Source organism: Pseudomonas fuscovaginae SE-1 (genome assembly GCF_000364705.1).
In the GTDB taxonomy this organism is placed as follows: Bacteria; Pseudomonadota; Gammaproteobacteria; order Pseudomonadales; family Pseudomonadaceae; genus Aquipseudomonas; species Aquipseudomonas fuscovaginae_A.
Map to the genome: position 1 here is coordinate 1 of NZ_AQOH01000231.1, position 15,861 is coordinate 15,861.

Below are 15,861 nucleotides of genomic sequence, written 5' to 3' on the forward strand. Positions count from 1 at the left end.
GTTCGACGTCGGTCCGCTCAACTGTTCTGCGCTTGCTTCAAGCATCGAAACCTCTGCATGTCCCACTGGAAACTCCCTGTTTATCGTTCTTGTGCAAGCTGTGGCAGGGCCCACTATCGGCGTTGTTCTGGGACACAACAAGTAACAGTTCCGGCCCTTTTATGATTAACTGTTCTCCTGACAAGACCGAACAGTGGATGTCCCTGTGAAAGACTTCATGGTGAGCAAGGACGATGGGCTTTCCCTGACGCAGCAACTGGTCAACGGCATCTGCCAGTGGATTGAGGTCCAGCGGATTCGCCCGGGCACGCGCCTGCCGTCGATCCGTCAACTGGCGCGGGAGAAGCAGGTCAGTCATTCGCGGGTCATCGAAGCCTATGACCGACTGGTGTCGATGGGGATTCTGGAGTCGCGCCAGGGCAAGGGCTTTTTCCTCACCGAGCAGTTCGCCACGGAGAGTGCCGACGCGCCGGATGTGCACAAGATCAACGATGCACACTGGCAGCCGCTGACCCAGTCCTGCAGCAACCGGCTGAACCTCTGCTGCGGCTGGATTCCCGAAGACTGGCGCGAGCCCCAGACCATCGGCTTCGCCATTCGCCAGGTGACGCGCACCGATCCCGACAGCTTGTTCAGCTACGGTGCGCCCCTGGGGTTGCCGCTGCTGCGCCAGCAGATCCACAAGCGCCTCGAACGGATGGACGTGCGGGTCGGCCACGAGCAGATCCTCACCACCCAGGGGGTCAGCCACGCCATGGACCTGCTGGTCAGGAGCCTGCTCAAGCCGGGGGACTGCGTGGTGGTCGAATCCCCCGGCTACCCGAATCTGTTCAATCTGCTGCAAGCCAGCGGCATCCGCATGCTGAGCGTGCCGCGTGAGCAGGATGGACCGGATATCCGCCAGCTCGAGGCGCTGTTGCAATGCCATCGACCGCGCTGCCTGTTCATCAACAGCATGTACCACAATCCCACCGGCACCTCGCTGCGTCCGGCGATCGCCCATCGGCTGTTGCAACTGGCGGAAATCCACGATTTCCAGATCATCGAGGACGATACCTACGCCGACCTGCACAACGGTTCCTGCACACGCCTGGCCAGCCTGGACTCGCAGAATCGGGTGATCTATGTCGCCAGCTTTTCCAAGACCCTGAGCGGGTCGTTGCGGGTCGGTTACCTGGTGTCCAGCGCGGAGCGGGTGCGGCGCCTGGCCCAGCTCAAGTCGGTGACGAGCATGGGCACCTCGAGGTTCGTCGAGAGTGTGGTCGCCACGCTGCTTGGCAATGGTGCCTACCGCAAGCTGGTGCAACGCTTGCGTGATCGCCTGGACAAGGCCATGGCCCAGACCCTCAAGCGCCTGGAGGACCATGGCTGGGAGACCTTCTCCGAGCCGGTGGGCGGGATGTTCGTCTGGGCGCGCTGCGCGCCGTTCAGCTTTGCCCAGCTCAATACCCTTGCGGCTGCCTGCGATGTGATGCTGTCCAGCGGCGACGCCTACCACCTGGACGGCCAGCGCAGCGACTGGATCCGTATCAATGTCGCCTACGCCGGCGATCCGCGCGCCCTGGCGTTTTTCCAGCGCCTGGCGGCCGAGCGCGAGCGGCATCCGGGCGAGACCTTCAAGGCCGCAGGGAGCGGTACGCCTCCTCGATGATCTGCAGGCCCTGGCGCATCTGTGCGGGCGACAGGTAGCTGAAGCACAGGCGAACGTTGCGCCGCGACTGCGGACCATTGTGGATGCCATTGGACAGGCGTACGTTGCCCAGTTCCCGGGCCTTGTCGATGAGGGCTGCCGGCTCGACGTCGTCGGCGATCCTGACCCAGAACGAGAAACCTCCGGTCGGTACCAGGTAATCCTGTACGCAGAACGTGCAGGATTTCAGCAGGCTGGCCATCAGGTCGCGCCGGGTCCGGTAGTGTTCGCGCAGGTCTTCGATGTGCGAGTCGAACGCCTCGTTGTGCAGCAGGCTCAACACCAGGTTGCTGACCAGCGGGCTGACCCCGCCATCGAGCTTGAGTTGCGCCAGGCCCTGGATGACGCCGGGCTCTGCCAGCACCCAGCCGACCCGCAAGCCTGCCCCGGCGATTTTCGAGCAACTGTGTATGTTGATCACCCCCTGGCCGGCCGGCAGGACCTCCGGGCGCACGGCTTGGTACGGCAGTTCGCGGTAGACCAGGTCCTGGATCAGCGGCACCTGGTGCAGGCTCAGCAACTGCGCCACGGCCTGCATGCGCTCGATGGAAAAGCAGCAGCCCGTCGGGTTGTGGAAGACTGGCGAGGTGTAATACAGCGCCACCTTGCCGCTGGCGTTCTTCAAGGCGTGGGCCAGCTCATCGAGGTTGACCCCGTCACGGTCCATGCCCAATTGGATGATCTTCGCCCCGGCCACCGAAAAGATCCGCAGGGCGCCGAGATAGCCGGGGTCTTCGGTCAGGACGATATCGCCCGGGTCGATCAGCAGGTCGGCCAGCAATGTCAGGGCCTGGGAGGCCCCGGCGGTCACCTGGACCTGCTCCACGGCCACCTCATGGCGCCGGGCAATGGACTGGCGCAGTTCGGGAAGCCCCAGGGAGTCGGTGTACTGCAGCAGGTCGGCGAGGCCGACGCCGTTGTCAGGCAGCGGCGACGCCGGCAGTGGAACACCGGCGAAGGTCTGTGGATCGGGCAGGCCGATAGCGAAGTTGATGACCTGCTTGGTCGCTGAGTAATCGAACGCACCGAACTGGCTGGCGCGCTGACTGCGTGACGAATACATGGGGCTCTCCTCGACCTCAGGCGGTGGTGGCGGCGCGGAAGCGTTGCTTGTATGCGCGGATGTAATGGTCGGGGATCTGCGCCTCGATCATCGGGAACGCCGCTGCCGGCAGTGGCAGCGCCGGCAGCGACAGTGCTGGGCTCGCCGGGGCCCAGTCCGGGCCGAAGTACAGCGTGGCGTAGCGTTGTACCCAGTCCGGGATGAAGGGCGCGAGCATGCCCAGTAGGGCCGATACCTGGCCGGCCTGCCAGCGGGGCGAGGCGAGGGTGATGTCGGCGTTGGCCAGGAATTCGTCGATTGCCCGCAGTGCATCCCAGAAGGCCAGCCCGTTCATTGCGGCGGTGTAACGCGCGAGCTGTTCGGCCAGGTACGGCGGCAGGGGTTCGTCGACCACCTGGCGGGCCTCATCGGCATGGGCCCGCAAGGACGCTTCCCAGACGTGCAGCTTGCGTGCCGCGGCCATCAGACCCTCGAGTTCGAACGCGTTGTCCTGGTTGCCGAAGGGCTTGGCGATGCTCGCCAGGTACAGGCGCAGGATGTTCGGGTCGATCACCTCGGCCACTTCATCGGCCCAGATCACATGATCGCGGCTGGTGGAGAACTTCGAACCCTCGAGGGTCGAGAAATCCTGGATGCTCTGGTTGTACGGGGCGGGCAAGCCCCGGCCCAGCAAGCTCGCCGTGACGCCCACGGTGTAGTAGAAGCGGTTGTCCTGGCCCATGAAAAACACCACGCGGGTGTCCGGGCTGCTCATTGTCTGCTGGTAGTCGAGCCCTTCACGTGCACAGCGCCTGTGGATGCCGGTATCGAAGCACCACAGGCCCTCGAACCAGGTCAGCAGGGTCTGCCCGGCCACCGCCTCGGGCTCGTCGAGGACGACGCCGCGCTCGAAATGCCGGGACATCGGCAGGCTGCGCAGGGTCTCGCGCAGCCAGGTCAGTTCGAGGTCCTTGATGGTCGCCGGCCACTGGCTGTCGCCGATCGCCCGTTGCAGGGCCGGCGCCAGTTTCTCGGTATCCAGGTGGGCCTGGCGGATCGGCCTGAGGGTCAGCGGTCCCGAGCAGGGCGCGTGGCGCGGCTGCTTCAGGCGTGCATGAGGCACGGCCAGGCCGCAGTTCTCGCACAGGTTGCTGTCGGTCGGGGCCGAGCAGTCCGGGCAGATGCCGCTGGCCAGCGAGTCGGCGGCGAACTCGGCGCAGGCCTCGCAATACAGCTGCACGCCGTCCTTGAAGGTGATGTAGCCGTTGTCCTTGAGCGCCCGGTAGATGGCCAGGCTGTTGTCGATGTGATCGGCACTGCTGGTGCGGACGAACTCGTCGGGCTCGATGCCCAGCGCGCCGAGGCAGGCGAGGATCTCGCGGTTGTGCATTTGCGCGACCTCGTCCACCGGTCGTTGCAGCTTCTGCGCCTTGACCAGGGTGTAGGTGCCGTGTTCGTCGGAGCCGGTGATGTGGAAGGCCCGATGTCCGGCCAGGCGCTGGAAGCGTACGTAGATATCGGTCAGCAGGTAGACGCCGGCGATATGCCCCAGGTGCAGCTTGCCGTTGGGGCACGGCGGCGCGGGACAGACGAAATAGGTTTTTTGTGTGTCGGTCATGTTAATCCCACCAGACGGCCAGGAACTTCAGCGGCTGTTGTGAATGTGTGTTGCGAATGGAGTGCGGTATGTGCGGCTTCATGTAGAAGAGCATGGAGCCGGCCACCGGCATCTGCCGTTCCTGCTCCTGGAAGATGCCTTCGCCTTCCATCAGCACCCATAACTCGTGCTCATGATGCGAGTGCAGGTCGACCGCGCCACCCGGTTCGACCTCGACGATCGACATGCCGAACTCCGGGCTCAGGGTGGCGGGCAGGTGGTCCAGCAGGCGGCAGACCAGTACGCCGTACTCCGGGCGCATCATCCGCGGCTCAATCGGCTTTACATGCATGGCGGCCTCGTGCAGTCACTCAATCGCGGTAGAAAATGCCGTTGGACGGCTTGAGGTTGTCGAGATCGGAAACACGGCCTTCCGGCGGGTTGTAGGCGCGTTTCATGGCGTTGTATTCGTCACGGGTCGGGCCGCCCGTCGAGGCGCGCTGGTACACCAGGTACAGGGTGCGACGGGAACGATCGCTCTTGTTGGGCAGCGAGTAGTGCGGGGCATAGTCATCGAAGATGAAGATGTCGCCGGCGCGCCACGGGGTTTCCTTCCAACTGAACTGCTCGGCGACTTCCGGCAGGATCACCCCGCCTTCGTCCATGGGGAACACGCCCCGCTTGTGCTGGCCGGGGCTGAAGAACAGGCCGCCGTTGCTGGCATCGGCGTCGTCGATGGCGACCGCGACCACGGCATGGACCATGCGCTCCTTGAGCTTGTGCGGGATGTGGTAGATGTCCTGGTGCGGACGGAACCCCCCGCTGTCGGGGTACTTGAAGATCAGCAGTTCCTTGAGGCGGCGGGTCTTCTCGTCGAGCAGGTGTTCGACGGTGCGGGTGATGCGCTCGTCCTGCAGCAGCACCTGCTGGAGACCGGGATGGAATTCGATGAAGTTCTCCACCTTGGAGGTGATGCGCTCGCCCTTGTCGGTCTTCTCGAACCACATCATCCAGCGATCGTCGCTGATGTCCCAGTGGCTGACTTCGTTGGTGAACTCGGAAAGCCGCGCCAGGTCCTCGGGCGGGAAAAAGCCTTCCAGCCTGAGGTAGCCCTCTTCATGCCACTGGTTTTTTTGAGCTTCAGACAACATCAACGCTACTCCTTTACGTGTGATTGACCAGTTTTCAAACCGCCAGCATCTTGCTGGCGCGGGTGCTCGCCATCAGGACCAGATTGGCCAGCGCGGCCACGAGCAGGCACGCCAGTACCCAATCGACGCCCCAGCGACTCATGATCGCGCCGCCGATTGACGGGAACCCGAACAAGCCGATGAAGTAACCCAGGGTGAAGACCTGCGAGGTGACCGCCGGCGACAGGCCGTTGGCTTCCGCCTCGTTGACCGCCAGGCTGTTGAGCGTCGAGTAGCTCAAGCCGTAGCCGATGGCGAAGACCACCGTCGCCAGCAGGTAGATCAGCGTGCTGCCGTCGTTGAGCAGGAACAGCCCCAGCGACAGGCTGGTGAACAGGAACAGGCCGATCGCCAGGCGTTGCAGCGGCAGGCGACCGATCGAGCGGGCTACCGAGAAGCGCAGCAGCACGCTGGTCAGGGTGAAGGTGATGAAGAAGTTGTCCGCCTTGAGCTGGCGCATCTGCGCGTAGCTGGCCTGGTAGGTGGACAGTCCGGAAAAGATGCAGGCACCCAGGACGATCATCGCAATCGGCAGAGCCGCGCGGCTGCCCAGCAGGGCCTTGAGGTCGACGATGCGCAATGAGACCTGGCGGGTCGCGGCTCTTGGCAGGTCGATCATGGCCCGACGGGCCAGCACCACGCACAGGGCCGAGACCAGGCAGACGACGCCCAGCAGCACATAGAACAGGCTGTAGCTGGCACTGGCCCCGACCACCAGGTGGCCCAGCGGCGTGGTCAGGCCGAGCCCGGCCATCTGCGCTCCGGACATGATCGTGAAGTACTGCAGGCGAGCGGCGGGACGCAGGTGATGGATGATCTGCAAGGGCGCCAGAATGTAGAACACCGACCAGCCCACCCCCAGCAAAAGCCCGCCCGGATACGCCGCGGCCGGCAGCAGCGGCACGCAGGCGAAGGCGAACATGGCCAGGGCCATCGCGACGCAGGCGACGCCGATGCTGCCCATCACTCCGATGCGCTGCGCCGCCCAGCCGGCCAGGCAGCAGCACAGGACGGTGGTGATCATCCCGGTGGAAATCACCCGGCCGACCGTGGCGTTGTCGAACGCCATGGCCTGCAGGTATTCCGGCAGCAGGAAGCTCGACCCGTAGGCCCCGGCGATGATCACGCCCGCGATCAGGAACGGCAGGAACGCGGAGGGTGGCAGCCGGTCGGGTAGCGGCTCTGATAGTTCGGGCATGGCACGGTGCTCTGGCGGTGTGGGCGGCAACTCAGTACTGCACGAGGCTGAGGGCGTGTCGGGGCTCCGGATGACGGGCCGGTGCTTCGGCCAGCGCGTCGATGTGGCTGAACATCGGCGTGTCCGGTTCGGCCTGGAAGTGTTCGTAGCCGAGCAGGTCGTTGAGAATGCGGCTGTTGCGGTAGGCCACCATCGACAGGTTCACCGACTGCAGTCCGTGCTGGACCACGCTGCGGTTCTGCAGATAGACCGGCCCCGGCATCGGCGTGGCGAACTGCACGGCGTAACTGCCGTCGATCAGCGGCAGACCGCCGTCGCGCTGGGCCTTGGCCAGCAAGGCGTCGACATAGGGCTGGGGGCGCGGTTGAAAACCGGTGGCGAGAATCACCCGGTCGACCACGAGGGTGCGTTGCCGCCCGCTGTCCAGCGACCTGAGCCGCGCGCGCCAGCGCCGGCCATCCGGCTCCAGCCCGTCGAGCGCCGCGGACTGCAGGATGTCGATGGCGTGATGGTTATCCTGGCCGACGCGGCGTTCATAGAGTTGTGCGTACAGCCGGTTGCACAGGTCGGCCGAGATGCCGTCGCTGGTCAGCCGCTCCTGCTGCACCGAGTGGCTGCGCTGGGCCAGGCTCAGGCTCTGGAAGCGCTGGTTATAGGCGGGGCAGAAGGCCTCGTTGACGAATGCGTTGTCATCCATGGCGAACAGGTTCGCCCGAGACGTGACCCAGGTCAGCGCGGCCAGCGAGGGGTTGCCCAGCAACTGCTCGACGGTTTCCGCGCCGCTTTGTCCACCCCCGACCACCAGCACCTGCTCGCCAGGCTGGATCGGCTCGCGGTGCAGCAGGTCCGCCACGTGATAGATGTGGTTGCCGAGCCAGGGACGGGCGCACTCGGGGATGCGCGGGGTGATCCCGACACCGATGGCGATGGCCCGTGCGCGGTAGCGCCGTTCGGTGGTGACGATTTCATAGCTCTCGGCCGATTCGAGCACATCCAGCACTTCCTCGGAGAACCGCAGGTTGGAGAGCTGCCGGGCGACCCAGCCGTAGTAGTCGGCGAATTCCTTGCGCGATGTCGAGACGCCGCCCTTGTTGATGAAGCTGTAGAGCCGCCGGTGTTCCGCCAGGTAATTGAGGAAGGAGTAGCGGCTGGTCGGAGCGGCCAGGGTCACGCAGTCCTTGAGCGGTGAAACCTGCAATTGGCCATTGGGCAGCAGCATGCCGGGATGCCAGGCAAAGGTGTCCCGCTTGTCCAGGAACAGTGTGTCCAGGCCGGTCGGTTCCGCCAATGCGGCGAGACTGAGATTGAAGGGACCGATGCCGATACCGATGAGGTCGTATGTTTTCATTAATTGCTCGCCGCCCTGCGAATCAATGGTGAATGCATCCGGCCGTCCTGTCCTGACGGGCCTGCCGATCGGCATGACGCACCTATACGCTACGGTTGGCATGGGGGATCAGCCAACTCAAATGTAGGATATATCCGACATTTTGTCGTTGCAAGCGTCGTTGGCACTTTTCATGTCGGGCAGGATGGGGAGGGGTTAGAGCAGTTCGGCCAGGGGATAGCCGACCGCGTTCGCGAGGCGGTCCATCATGTCGATGGTGACGTTGTGCTTGCCTTGCTCGATGTCCGAGAGCGTGGTGCGCTGCACGCCGGAGCGACTCATCACGTCGGCCTGGGTCAACCCGGCGGCCCGGCGGGCCTGCTTGAGTTTCTGGGCGAAGCGCAGGCGGGCCGGTGAGGCGCCTTCGACCGAGCGGCGCAGGGTTTCATCCGTCATGGGAGTCTCGCAGGCAGGTGCATGGGTCAGGTCAGCCAGCGCGGGGCATGGACCTGAGGTGGATACCGGCAATGGTATCAACACTGGTGCCCATGCGGGGCGCGGATCTCCTGGGCGGTGGACATTCAGCGGCAGTCCTCGAGCGCGCCGGCTTCACCCAGGTGAAACCATCCCCGTCAGTCGGAATGCCCCGCACCCCGGGCCATGCTGGAGAACACCCCATCCCGATAGATCCAGCCGTGCGCCAGGGCCGCCGAGAGATGTCCCACCACGACGAAGTACAGCAACCAGGCCAGCCATCCGTGCGCGTCGCGCAGCCAGGCATAGGACACGGGATTGGCCGGCAGGATCGCGGGCAGGTTGAATCCCTCGATCAGCACGATCGGATAGCCGCCGGCCGACAGCAGCGCCCAGCCAAGCACCGGCAGCCCCAGCATCAGCGTGTATAGAAAGGCATGTGAGGCGAGCGCCGCCCATTGTTGCCAGCGGGGCAGGCTGGCCGGCAGGGGCGGTGGCGGATGACGCCAGCGGTTGGCCAGACGGATGATGGCCAGCACCAGGATGGCGATGCCGAGCGGGCGGTGCAGGTCGATCAGCCAGATCCGATAGTTCAGGGATGTCGTCATGCCCACTCCGATGAACAGCATGGCCAGGATCATGCTGGCCATCAACCAATGCAGCCAACGTGCAAGGCCGTTGAAATGCCGAGTGGAGTCCTTCATTTTCACTGTTCCTCCTGCTTGCCGATGGCTTCGCTGGCCTGGCCATGACCGATCTCGCCCACCCGCAGGTTGAACGAGTGCGAGTAGGCGCCCGAGCGGGCACTGAGCACGGGGTCATTCGAGGGCTCGATGCCCGCCGGCACGATCGATGGGTCATAGTTGACGTCGCGGCAGGCACCGGTGGCCTGGTCGGTGACTTGAATGACTTCCAGCGTGCCGGCGATGATTTGCCTGCGCTCTGGCGGCCAGGGCCGTGAGGGATCGTCGATCGGGTCGCCAGGTTGGGCCAGTTGCAGCACCAGGTCCCAGTACAGCGGCTGTTGCGCCAGCTTCTGGCGCAGGTCGTCGAACAGGAAGTCATGGGCCGCCGCTGGTCGCTGTTCGTTGGGCAGCGGCTGGAACGGCACGCGCGAACGCATCGACCAGCGTGTCGCCTGCCGTTGCCCCTGGGCATCGACCAGATGGAAGGCATTGATGCCGAAGAACTCCACACCCGCGAAGCTGCCGGGGGCCGGGGCCTGTGCGCGCCATGCGAGGAATTTCTCCGCCTCCGGGTACTGTTTCAGAAACGTTGTCAGGCGCTCCGGGTTTGGCTGGCCGGTCGCCGGGTCGACGGCGGTCGCCTTGAGCATATCGGCAAATCCCTCGGCGTTGCGTGTGGCGAAGTACGGCTGGTTGTTCAGCGCCAGGCGCCATTGCTGCTGGTCGTCAGTGGTCAGCAGCAACGCCATGCTCACCGTGCCGGTCGAGTTGTCGGCGGCGTGCGGGTTGCCCGCGCCAATCGAGAAGCGGCCGATGACGGGCACTTGCGCCTGGGTGAAGACCCGCGCCTTGGACAAGGTGCGCGCCTCCTGGCTGCTTCTGAACGTACCGGCAAAACACATGCCCTTGCCATGGGCACGGCGAAATCCGGGAGGAAAGGACGGGGGTGTCTGGGCGACCAGGCCCTTGCTGGTGGGACGCGTGCCGATCCAGCCGGCGGTCCAGGCGAACGCAGCGGTCAGCGTCGCGGCAATCCCGATGATCGCGACAGACGCCAGCCAGGTGCGTTTCGAATTGATCTGCAGTTTTGACATCGCTCGTTCCATTGCGCTTATGGCGGATGTGCCGGAGCCGGCCTGGCGAAAGGGGGCGATCCAGGACGGGTTCCAGCGTTCCAGGGAGCGATGATATAGGGCTGTTACGTTGCCGGGGCCTCGCTGGAGTTAACATTTTCGTGAAGGTTTTCATGAGCATGCCAGGGGGCTCCGCGGTTTCAGGAGTCCCTGGATGGCATTCGGGAAGTGCGCGCACCGTGGATCAGTAGCGAATCATCACCGACTTGAGCTTGGTGTAGTCCTCGATGAACGCATCGCCGAACTCGCGTCCGATACCGGAGGCCTTGCTGCCGCCAAACGGCACCGCCGGGTCGAGCAGGGTGTGCATGTTCACCCAGACCGTGCCGGCGTTGATGGCCGGGATCATGCGCAGGGCCTTGCCCAGATCGTGGGTCCAGAGGCTGGCGCTGAGGCCGTAGGGGGTGTTGTTCATCAGTTCCAGCAGTTCTTCCTCGGTGTCGTAGGGAAAGAAGGTGGCGATCGGGCCGAAGGTTTCCTCGTTGAGCAGGGTGTCGTTAACGCTGTTGGCGAGGATCACGGTGGGCTCCACATAGCAGCCGGGCCGCTCGATCAGCTTGCCGCCGTGGATGATGCTGTTGTTCTCGGCGCGCGCCTTGGCGAAGAAGCCTTCGAGCTTGAGCTGGTGCTGGCGGTGGGTGACCGGGCCGAATTCGGTGCGCTCATCGAGCGGCGAGCCGATATTCAACTGGCCCAGGCGCCGCGACAGCTTGTCCATGATCGGTTCGATCTGCGAGCGGTGCACGAAGAAGCGCTCGGCGGCGGCGCAGATCTGCCCGGAGTGCAGGAAGCCGGCCTCGATGATGCCGTTGACCGCCTTGTCCAGGTCGACGTCGCGCAGGAAGCCGGCCGAGTTCTTGCCACCCAGCTCCAGGGTGGCGCGGGTCAGGTTGGCGCCCATGGCCGTCTGGCCGACCGCGATGCCGGTTGGCACCGAGCCGGTGAACGACACCTTGTCGGTGCCCGGATGTTCGATCAGGTTCTTTCCCACCAGGCCAGCACCGGTCACGACGTTCAGCGCGCCCGCCGGCAGGCCGGCCTCGATTGCCAGCTCGGCGATGCGCAGGATGGTCAGCGGGGTGAACTCGCTGGGCTTGATGATGATGCTGCAACCGGTCACCAGTGCCGAGGCGAGCTTCCAGATAGCGATCATGGTCGAGAAATTCCACGGCACGATGCCGACCACCACGCCGACCGGCTCACGCAGGGTGAAGGCGCTGTAGCGTTCGCCAGCGAAGGAGGGCAGCGACGGGGTGATGGTCTGGCCGCTGATCTTGGTGGCCCAGCCGGCGTAGTAGCGCAGGAAGTGCGCGGCCTGGTCGACCTCGAAGACCCGTGCGATCTGGATGATCTTGCCCGACTGCAGGGTCTCGATCTGCGCCAGTTCGTCACGGTGGCGCTCCAGCAGGTCGGCCAGTTTCAGCAGTACATTGCCGCGCTGCGCCGGAGCGGCCTGCGACCACTGCCGGAAGCCGCGCCGGGCCGACTCCACGGCGGCGTCGATATCGGCCTGGTCGGCATCGGCCACCCGGGCGATCACCTGGTCGGTGGCCGGGTTGATCACCTCCAGCGTCCGGCTGGAATGGCTCGGGACGGCAACACCGTCGATGAACAGGGCAGGGCTTCGACGCAGGAAGGCTTCGACTTGGGGCAGCAGCGTGATATCGCTCATGGGTTTTCCTGAGGGCGGCAGCGGAAAAGCCCGAGGGTATTCAAGGATCGCCGGGTTGGCTTGACTGTGCCTGCCCGACAGCTTGACTGTGGCTGCCGGGCGGCAGGGGAGCGATGCAGGCCGCTCCCGCGAGGGGGATCAGAACGGTACGGCGACAGTGACCTGGCTGTAGACGTTGGTGCCGTTGCCGCCGACCTGGTTGCCGCCGTTGCTGGCGTCCTTGTCCGGCTTGTACAGGCCCAGCAGCGGGGTGACGATCAGGTGTTCGTTCACCGCCCATTCGGCGTACAGGTCCAGCTCGCGGCCGTCCAGGTTCAGGGCATCCTGCTTGTGCAGGGTCTTGTAGTCGAAGAACAGCACGCCGAGGGTCAGCGGCTCCAGCGGCTTGACCTTGAGCGCCACATGCTGGATCGCCGTGTTGGTGTTGAACGGCCCGGCGTAGTTGCCGGTCACCTCGCCCTGAAACCAGGTGCCGTAGCCGCGGCTGAGCCCGTTGAACATCGAGTCCCAGTTCCTGGAATAGCGGCTGTAGCGGTAGGTCAGGTCCGGCGACCAGGGCAGGTCGGTGAAGGTGTAGCCGGCCTCGGTGTACCAGGCCTTTTGCGCACCGGCATCCTTGTCCTGCCAGGCGTACTCGAAGCCGAAGTGGGCGTGCTCGATACCGGCGTTGCCGGCACCGCGCAGGCTGTAGATGTTCATGCCCTCGCGCTGTTTCTGGAAGTCGCTGGCATAACGGTCGTCGACGCCGATGCCGTGAATGTAGGTCAGCCCCAGGGTGCCAGGGGCGGCGGTGTACTCCAGGGTGCCGGCGGCCATTTCGGTCTTGGCCTGGGCACGGTTGTCGGACTTGATCCACATCACACTGCCGTGCACGCCTTCTTTGCCGCCCAGGCGCAGGACGGCCGTCTGGTCGAAGGCATGGCGTGCCGCCAGGTAGTAGGCACCGCCGCGATTGAGTGCGCCGTCGGCCGGACCCTTGCCGAAGTTCAGGCCGTCGTCGTTGATGATGAAACCGTCACCCAGGGTGATGATCTGGCGGCCGAACGAGACGTCCACGCCATCTTTGCCGAGCATCGGGAACAGGTCCCCCGAGCGCCAGCCGGCAAAGGCCTCGTCGAACCTGGTGGTGCGCTCGGTGCCGGTGCTCAGGCCGGCCGGATCGCCGTCGCCCCAGGTCCCGGAACTGACCAGGTTGGCCGTGCCATAGGCGCTGCCCAGGTTGCCCAGCGTCTGGTCGAGGCTCAGGCCATACTTGATGAAGCCCTCGCGCCAACTGGATCCACCGCTTCGGCCGTCGTAGTTCTTGCGGCTGTTGAACATCCCGTAGACTGCCAGGAAGTTGCCGGTGACCTTGGTGTCGCCATCGGCATACAGCTCAACGGCCCTGGCCGACGAGTCGACGAGCAGCAGCGCCATACCCAGGCCGACGGCCTTGGACAGCGACCGTGTTTTCGGTGTTTGCTTCATTATTGTTTTCCCCGGTCTTGTTGGACAGCTCAATGAATCGAGTGCGCATTAGGGCGACCGGGATCGGCAAAGTCTTTGATCTGCGTGCCAGATAATTGATCCTGGCGGCCAGGCGTCGGGCCCTGGCAGGCAGCAACAAAACCGGCGGCAGACAGGGGCAAGACGGTCGGGGTGGGAGGGGCGCACAGTGCCTGGGTACAAGGCGCCGTTTGCTCAGGGACAGGCAGGGAGGAGTGATCGCCGACTCCTCGAACGGTTCGCGAAATACACAATAACAATTCGCTTTCGAGGATCTGCACCATGTCGATCAACGACAGACTCACCGAGCACTTGCAACGTGGCACGGTCGGTTTTCCCACCGCGCTTGCCAGCACCATCGGCCTGATCATGGCCAGCCCGGTCATTCTCACCGCGACCATGGGCTTCGGTATTGGTGGCGGTACCTTCGCGGTGGCGATCCTGATCGCCGTGGTGATGATGCTGGCCCAGGCGACCACCTTCGCCGAGGCCGCGTCGGTGCTGCCGACCACCGGCTCGGTCTACGACTACATCAACTGCGGCATGGGCCGGTTCTTCGCGATCACCGGGACCCTGTCGGCGTACCTGATCGTCCATGTCTTTGCCGGTACCGCGGAGACCATTCTCTCCGGTGTCATGGCCCTGGTGAACTTCGAGCACCTCAATACCCTGGCCGAATCGGCCGGCGGTTCCTGGCTGCTGGGGGTGGGCTTCGTCGTCGTCTTCGGCATCCTCAACGCCTTCGGCGTCAGCGTGTTCGGCAAGGCCGAGATCATCCTCACGTTCGGCATGTGGACCACCCTGATGGTGTTCGGCGTGCTGGGCCTGATCGCCGCCCCGGCGGTCCGGCTCGACGGCTGGTTCGGCGCGTCGCTGGTGGGCACCGACCCGGTGACGGTGTTGTCGCTGGTGGGCATGGCGATGTTCATGTTCGTCGGTTGCGAGTTCGTCACGCCGCTGGCACCGGACCTGCGCAACTCGGCCAGGGTCATGCCGCGGGCAATGATCCTCGGCCTGCTCGGCGTCGCTACCTGCATGTTCATCTATGGCGCGGCGATGAAGCGTCAGGTGGACAACGTGCTGCTCGACGCCACCGCTGGCGTGCACCTGCTGGATACGCCGATGGCGATTCCGCGCTTCGCCGAGCAGGTGATGGGGCAGGTCGGCCCGCTGTGGCTGGGCCTGGGCTTCCTGTTCGCCGGGGCGGCGACCATCAATACACTGATGGCCGGGGTGCCACGCATCCTCTACGGCATGGCGGTCGACGGCGCCTTGCCCAAGGTGTTCACCTACCTGCACCCGCGCTTTAAGACACCGCTGCTGTGCATTCTGGTGGCGATGCTGATTCCCTGCCTGCACGCGCTGTACCTGGGCGGCAACACCGACAACATCATGCACCTGGTGCTGGCCGCGGTGTGTGCCTGGAGCTTCGCCTACCTGCTGGTGACCCTGTCGGTGGTGATCCTGCGGATTCGCCGCCCGGATCTGCCACGGGCCTATCGTTCGCCGCTGTTCCCACTGCCGCAGATCGTCTCCAGTGCCGGTATCCTGCTGGGCATGTGGTTCATCACGCCACCGGGCATGAACCCGGCGGACATCTATATCCCGTTCGGCGTGATGCTGGGGGGCACCGCCGCCTATGCGCTGTTCTGGACGCTGGTGGTGCAACGGGTCAATCCATTCAAGCCGGCATCGGTGGAAGAGGTGCTGGCCAAGGAGTTCGCCAATGAACCTGGACACGCTCACGACGGTTATGTCGACCATGCTGCAAAAGCTGTCTGAACTGTTCGGCGCCGGTCGCGCGCCGACCGGTTATCGTCCCGGGGTGACCCTGGAGCACCTGCGCCGCAACCTGGGCGTGGCCGGTTTCGAGCAGAACGGGCCGACCTCGGCGAGGATCGCCCTGGGCGATGACCTGCAACTGGAGGTCGTCGAGCGCACCGAGTCGCAGTTGTTCATGCACCTGGTCATGACTGAGTTCGTGTTGCGGGTGCCTGCCTTGCGGGAGGGCACGGCGAGCTTCGAGTTGCACCATGGCGGGGCCGTTCGGCGTACGGGCATTCGCTGCCGGCAGCGTTCCGGCGAGCGTTCGCTGCTGGCCGGACTGGAAGCGGGGTTGCAGGACGACGGTGCCTTGTACCAGGCGCTGATGCCGCTGGATTTCAAGCACCTGCGCATCGACCTGCAAGAACGGCAGTGGTGCGTACGGCTGGAGCACATGGGCGGCAGCGAGGTGGTCAACCGCATGCCGGCCTTCCGGCGCTACATCGCTCTTGGCCGCGAGCAGCGCGACAGCCTGTTCCAGGCACTGGCCGAACTGCAGCGACTGTTGCGTTCGCTCTGATCCCGACACCGACCTGGCACCTT

14 protein-coding genes are annotated in these 15,861 nt (G+C 64.8%); 3 read left to right on the forward strand and 11 right to left on the reverse strand.

Features of this window, described 5'->3' with window-relative positions; genetic code table 11:
* Positions 1-217: 217 nt before the first annotated feature.
* Positions 218-1,651, forward strand: coding sequence for a PLP-dependent aminotransferase family protein (locus K675_RS31065; protein ID WP_037006897.1), 1,434 nt, complete (start codon positions 218-220; stop codon positions 1,649-1,651).
* On the opposite strand, the gene K675_RS0119750 is transcribed toward K675_RS31065, so the two are convergent.
* The 11 genes from K675_RS0119750 to K675_RS0119800 all read right to left on the reverse strand — a co-directional run bounded on the left by K675_RS0119750 (position 1,617) and on the right by K675_RS0119800 (position 13,476).
* Entirely contained in the window at positions 1,617-2,753 is a 1,137-nt protein-coding gene (locus K675_RS0119750; protein WP_017905208.1) for a PLP-dependent aminotransferase family protein, read from the reverse strand. The genes K675_RS31065 and K675_RS0119750 overlap by 35 nt on opposite strands.
* A gap of 16 nt (positions 2,754-2,769) precedes the next feature.
* Complete coding sequence (locus K675_RS0119755; RefSeq protein ID WP_017905209.1) at positions 2,770-4,350, reverse strand: class I tRNA ligase family protein; 1,581 nt, start codon at positions 4,348-4,350, stop codon at positions 2,770-2,772.
* Between the two features lies 1 nt (position 4,351).
* Positions 4,352-4,681, reverse strand: a complete 330-nt coding sequence (locus tag K675_RS0119760; RefSeq protein ID WP_026145366.1) for a cupin domain-containing protein — start codon at positions 4,679-4,681, stop codon at positions 4,352-4,354.
* Positions 4,682-4,700: 19 nt separating this feature from the next.
* The gene (locus K675_RS0119765; protein ID WP_017905211.1) at positions 4,701-5,480 is read right to left on the reverse strand and encodes a phytanoyl-CoA dioxygenase family protein; all 780 of its coding nucleotides are present in this window, start codon (positions 5,478-5,480) and stop codon (positions 4,701-4,703) included.
* A gap of 34 nt (positions 5,481-5,514) precedes the next feature.
* Positions 5,515-6,717 (reverse strand): MFS transporter, encoded by a 1,203-nt coding sequence (locus K675_RS0119770; protein ID WP_017905212.1) that lies wholly within the window; start codon positions 6,715-6,717, stop codon positions 5,515-5,517.
* A gap of 31 nt (positions 6,718-6,748) precedes the next feature.
* Positions 6,749-8,065: a lysine N(6)-hydroxylase/L-ornithine N(5)-oxygenase family protein gene (locus K675_RS0119775; protein ID WP_017905213.1), complete on the reverse strand. Its 1,317-nt coding sequence runs from the start codon at positions 8,063-8,065 to the stop codon at positions 6,749-6,751.
* Positions 8,066-8,260: 195 nt separating this feature from the next.
* The gene (locus K675_RS0119780; RefSeq protein ID WP_017905214.1) at positions 8,261-8,500 is read right to left on the reverse strand and encodes a helix-turn-helix transcriptional regulator; all 240 of its coding nucleotides are present in this window, start codon (positions 8,498-8,500) and stop codon (positions 8,261-8,263) included.
* Positions 8,501-8,676: 176 nt separating this feature from the next.
* On the reverse strand, positions 8,677-9,222 hold the full coding sequence (locus K675_RS0119785) for a cytochrome b (protein WP_017905215.1): 546 nt from the start codon (positions 9,220-9,222) through the stop codon (positions 8,677-8,679).
* Positions 9,223-9,224: 2 nt separating this feature from the next.
* Positions 9,225-10,298 (reverse strand): catalase family peroxidase, encoded by a 1,074-nt coding sequence (locus K675_RS0119790; RefSeq protein WP_017905216.1) that lies wholly within the window; start codon positions 10,296-10,298, stop codon positions 9,225-9,227.
* A 223-nt stretch (positions 10,299-10,521) separates the two neighbouring features.
* Positions 10,522-12,009, reverse strand: coding sequence for an aldehyde dehydrogenase family protein (locus K675_RS0119795; RefSeq protein WP_017905217.1), 1,488 nt, complete (start codon positions 12,007-12,009; stop codon positions 10,522-10,524).
* A 138-nt stretch (positions 12,010-12,147) separates the two neighbouring features.
* Positions 12,148-13,476: an alginate export family protein gene (locus K675_RS0119800; RefSeq protein ID WP_017905218.1), complete on the reverse strand. Its 1,329-nt coding sequence runs from the start codon at positions 13,474-13,476 to the stop codon at positions 12,148-12,150.
* A gap of 300 nt (positions 13,477-13,776) precedes the next feature.
* Between K675_RS0119800 and K675_RS0119805 the strand changes: the two genes are divergently transcribed.
* Positions 13,777-15,276 carry an APC family permease gene (locus K675_RS0119805; RefSeq protein WP_017905219.1) on the forward strand — a complete coding sequence of 500 codons (1,500 nt, stop codon included), beginning with the start codon at positions 13,777-13,779 and terminating at the stop codon, positions 15,274-15,276.
* Positions 15,257-15,838 (forward strand): DUF3156 family protein, encoded by a 582-nt coding sequence (locus tag K675_RS0119810; protein ID WP_026145368.1) that lies wholly within the window; start codon positions 15,257-15,259, stop codon positions 15,836-15,838. Before K675_RS0119805 ends, K675_RS0119810 begins: the two co-directional genes overlap by 20 nt.
* The last annotated feature ends 23 nt before the right edge of the window (positions 15,839-15,861 follow it).

Bases quoted from the DNA above. Each gene is read 5' to 3' on its own strand.
- K675_RS31065 (WP_037006897.1), top strand. From the start codon at position 218: ATGGTGAGCAAGGACGATGGGCTTTCCCTGACGCAGCAACTGGTCAAC.
- K675_RS0119750 (WP_017905208.1), bottom strand. From the start codon at position 2,753: ATGTATTCGTCACGCAGTCAGCGCGCCAGCCAGTTCGGTGCGTTCGAT.
- K675_RS0119755 (WP_017905209.1), bottom strand. From the start codon at position 4,350: ATGACCGACACACAAAAAACCTATTTCGTCTGTCCCGCGCCGCCGTGC.
- K675_RS0119760 (WP_026145366.1), bottom strand. From the start codon at position 4,681: ATGCATGTAAAGCCGATTGAGCCGCGGATGATGCGCCCGGAGTACGGC.
- K675_RS0119765 (WP_017905211.1), bottom strand. From the start codon at position 5,480: ATGTTGTCTGAAGCTCAAAAAAACCAGTGGCATGAAGAGGGCTACCTC.
- K675_RS0119770 (WP_017905212.1), bottom strand. From the start codon at position 6,717: ATGCCCGAACTATCAGAGCCGCTACCCGACCGGCTGCCACCCTCCGCG.
- K675_RS0119775 (WP_017905213.1), bottom strand. From the start codon at position 8,065: ATGAAAACATACGACCTCATCGGTATCGGCATCGGTCCCTTCAATCTC.
- K675_RS0119780 (WP_017905214.1), bottom strand. From the start codon at position 8,500: ATGACGGATGAAACCCTGCGCCGCTCGGTCGAAGGCGCCTCACCGGCC.
- K675_RS0119785 (WP_017905215.1), bottom strand. From the start codon at position 9,222: ATGAAGGACTCCACTCGGCATTTCAACGGCCTTGCACGTTGGCTGCAT.
- K675_RS0119790 (WP_017905216.1), bottom strand. From the start codon at position 10,298: ATGTCAAAACTGCAGATCAATTCGAAACGCACCTGGCTGGCGTCTGTC.
- K675_RS0119795 (WP_017905217.1), bottom strand. From the start codon at position 12,009: ATGAGCGATATCACGCTGCTGCCCCAAGTCGAAGCCTTCCTGCGTCGA.
- K675_RS0119800 (WP_017905218.1), bottom strand. From the start codon at position 13,476: ATGAAGCAAACACCGAAAACACGGTCGCTGTCCAAGGCCGTCGGCCTG.
- K675_RS0119805 (WP_017905219.1), top strand. From the start codon at position 13,777: ATGTCGATCAACGACAGACTCACCGAGCACTTGCAACGTGGCACGGTC.
- K675_RS0119810 (WP_026145368.1), top strand. From the start codon at position 15,257: ATGCTGCAAAAGCTGTCTGAACTGTTCGGCGCCGGTCGCGCGCCGACC.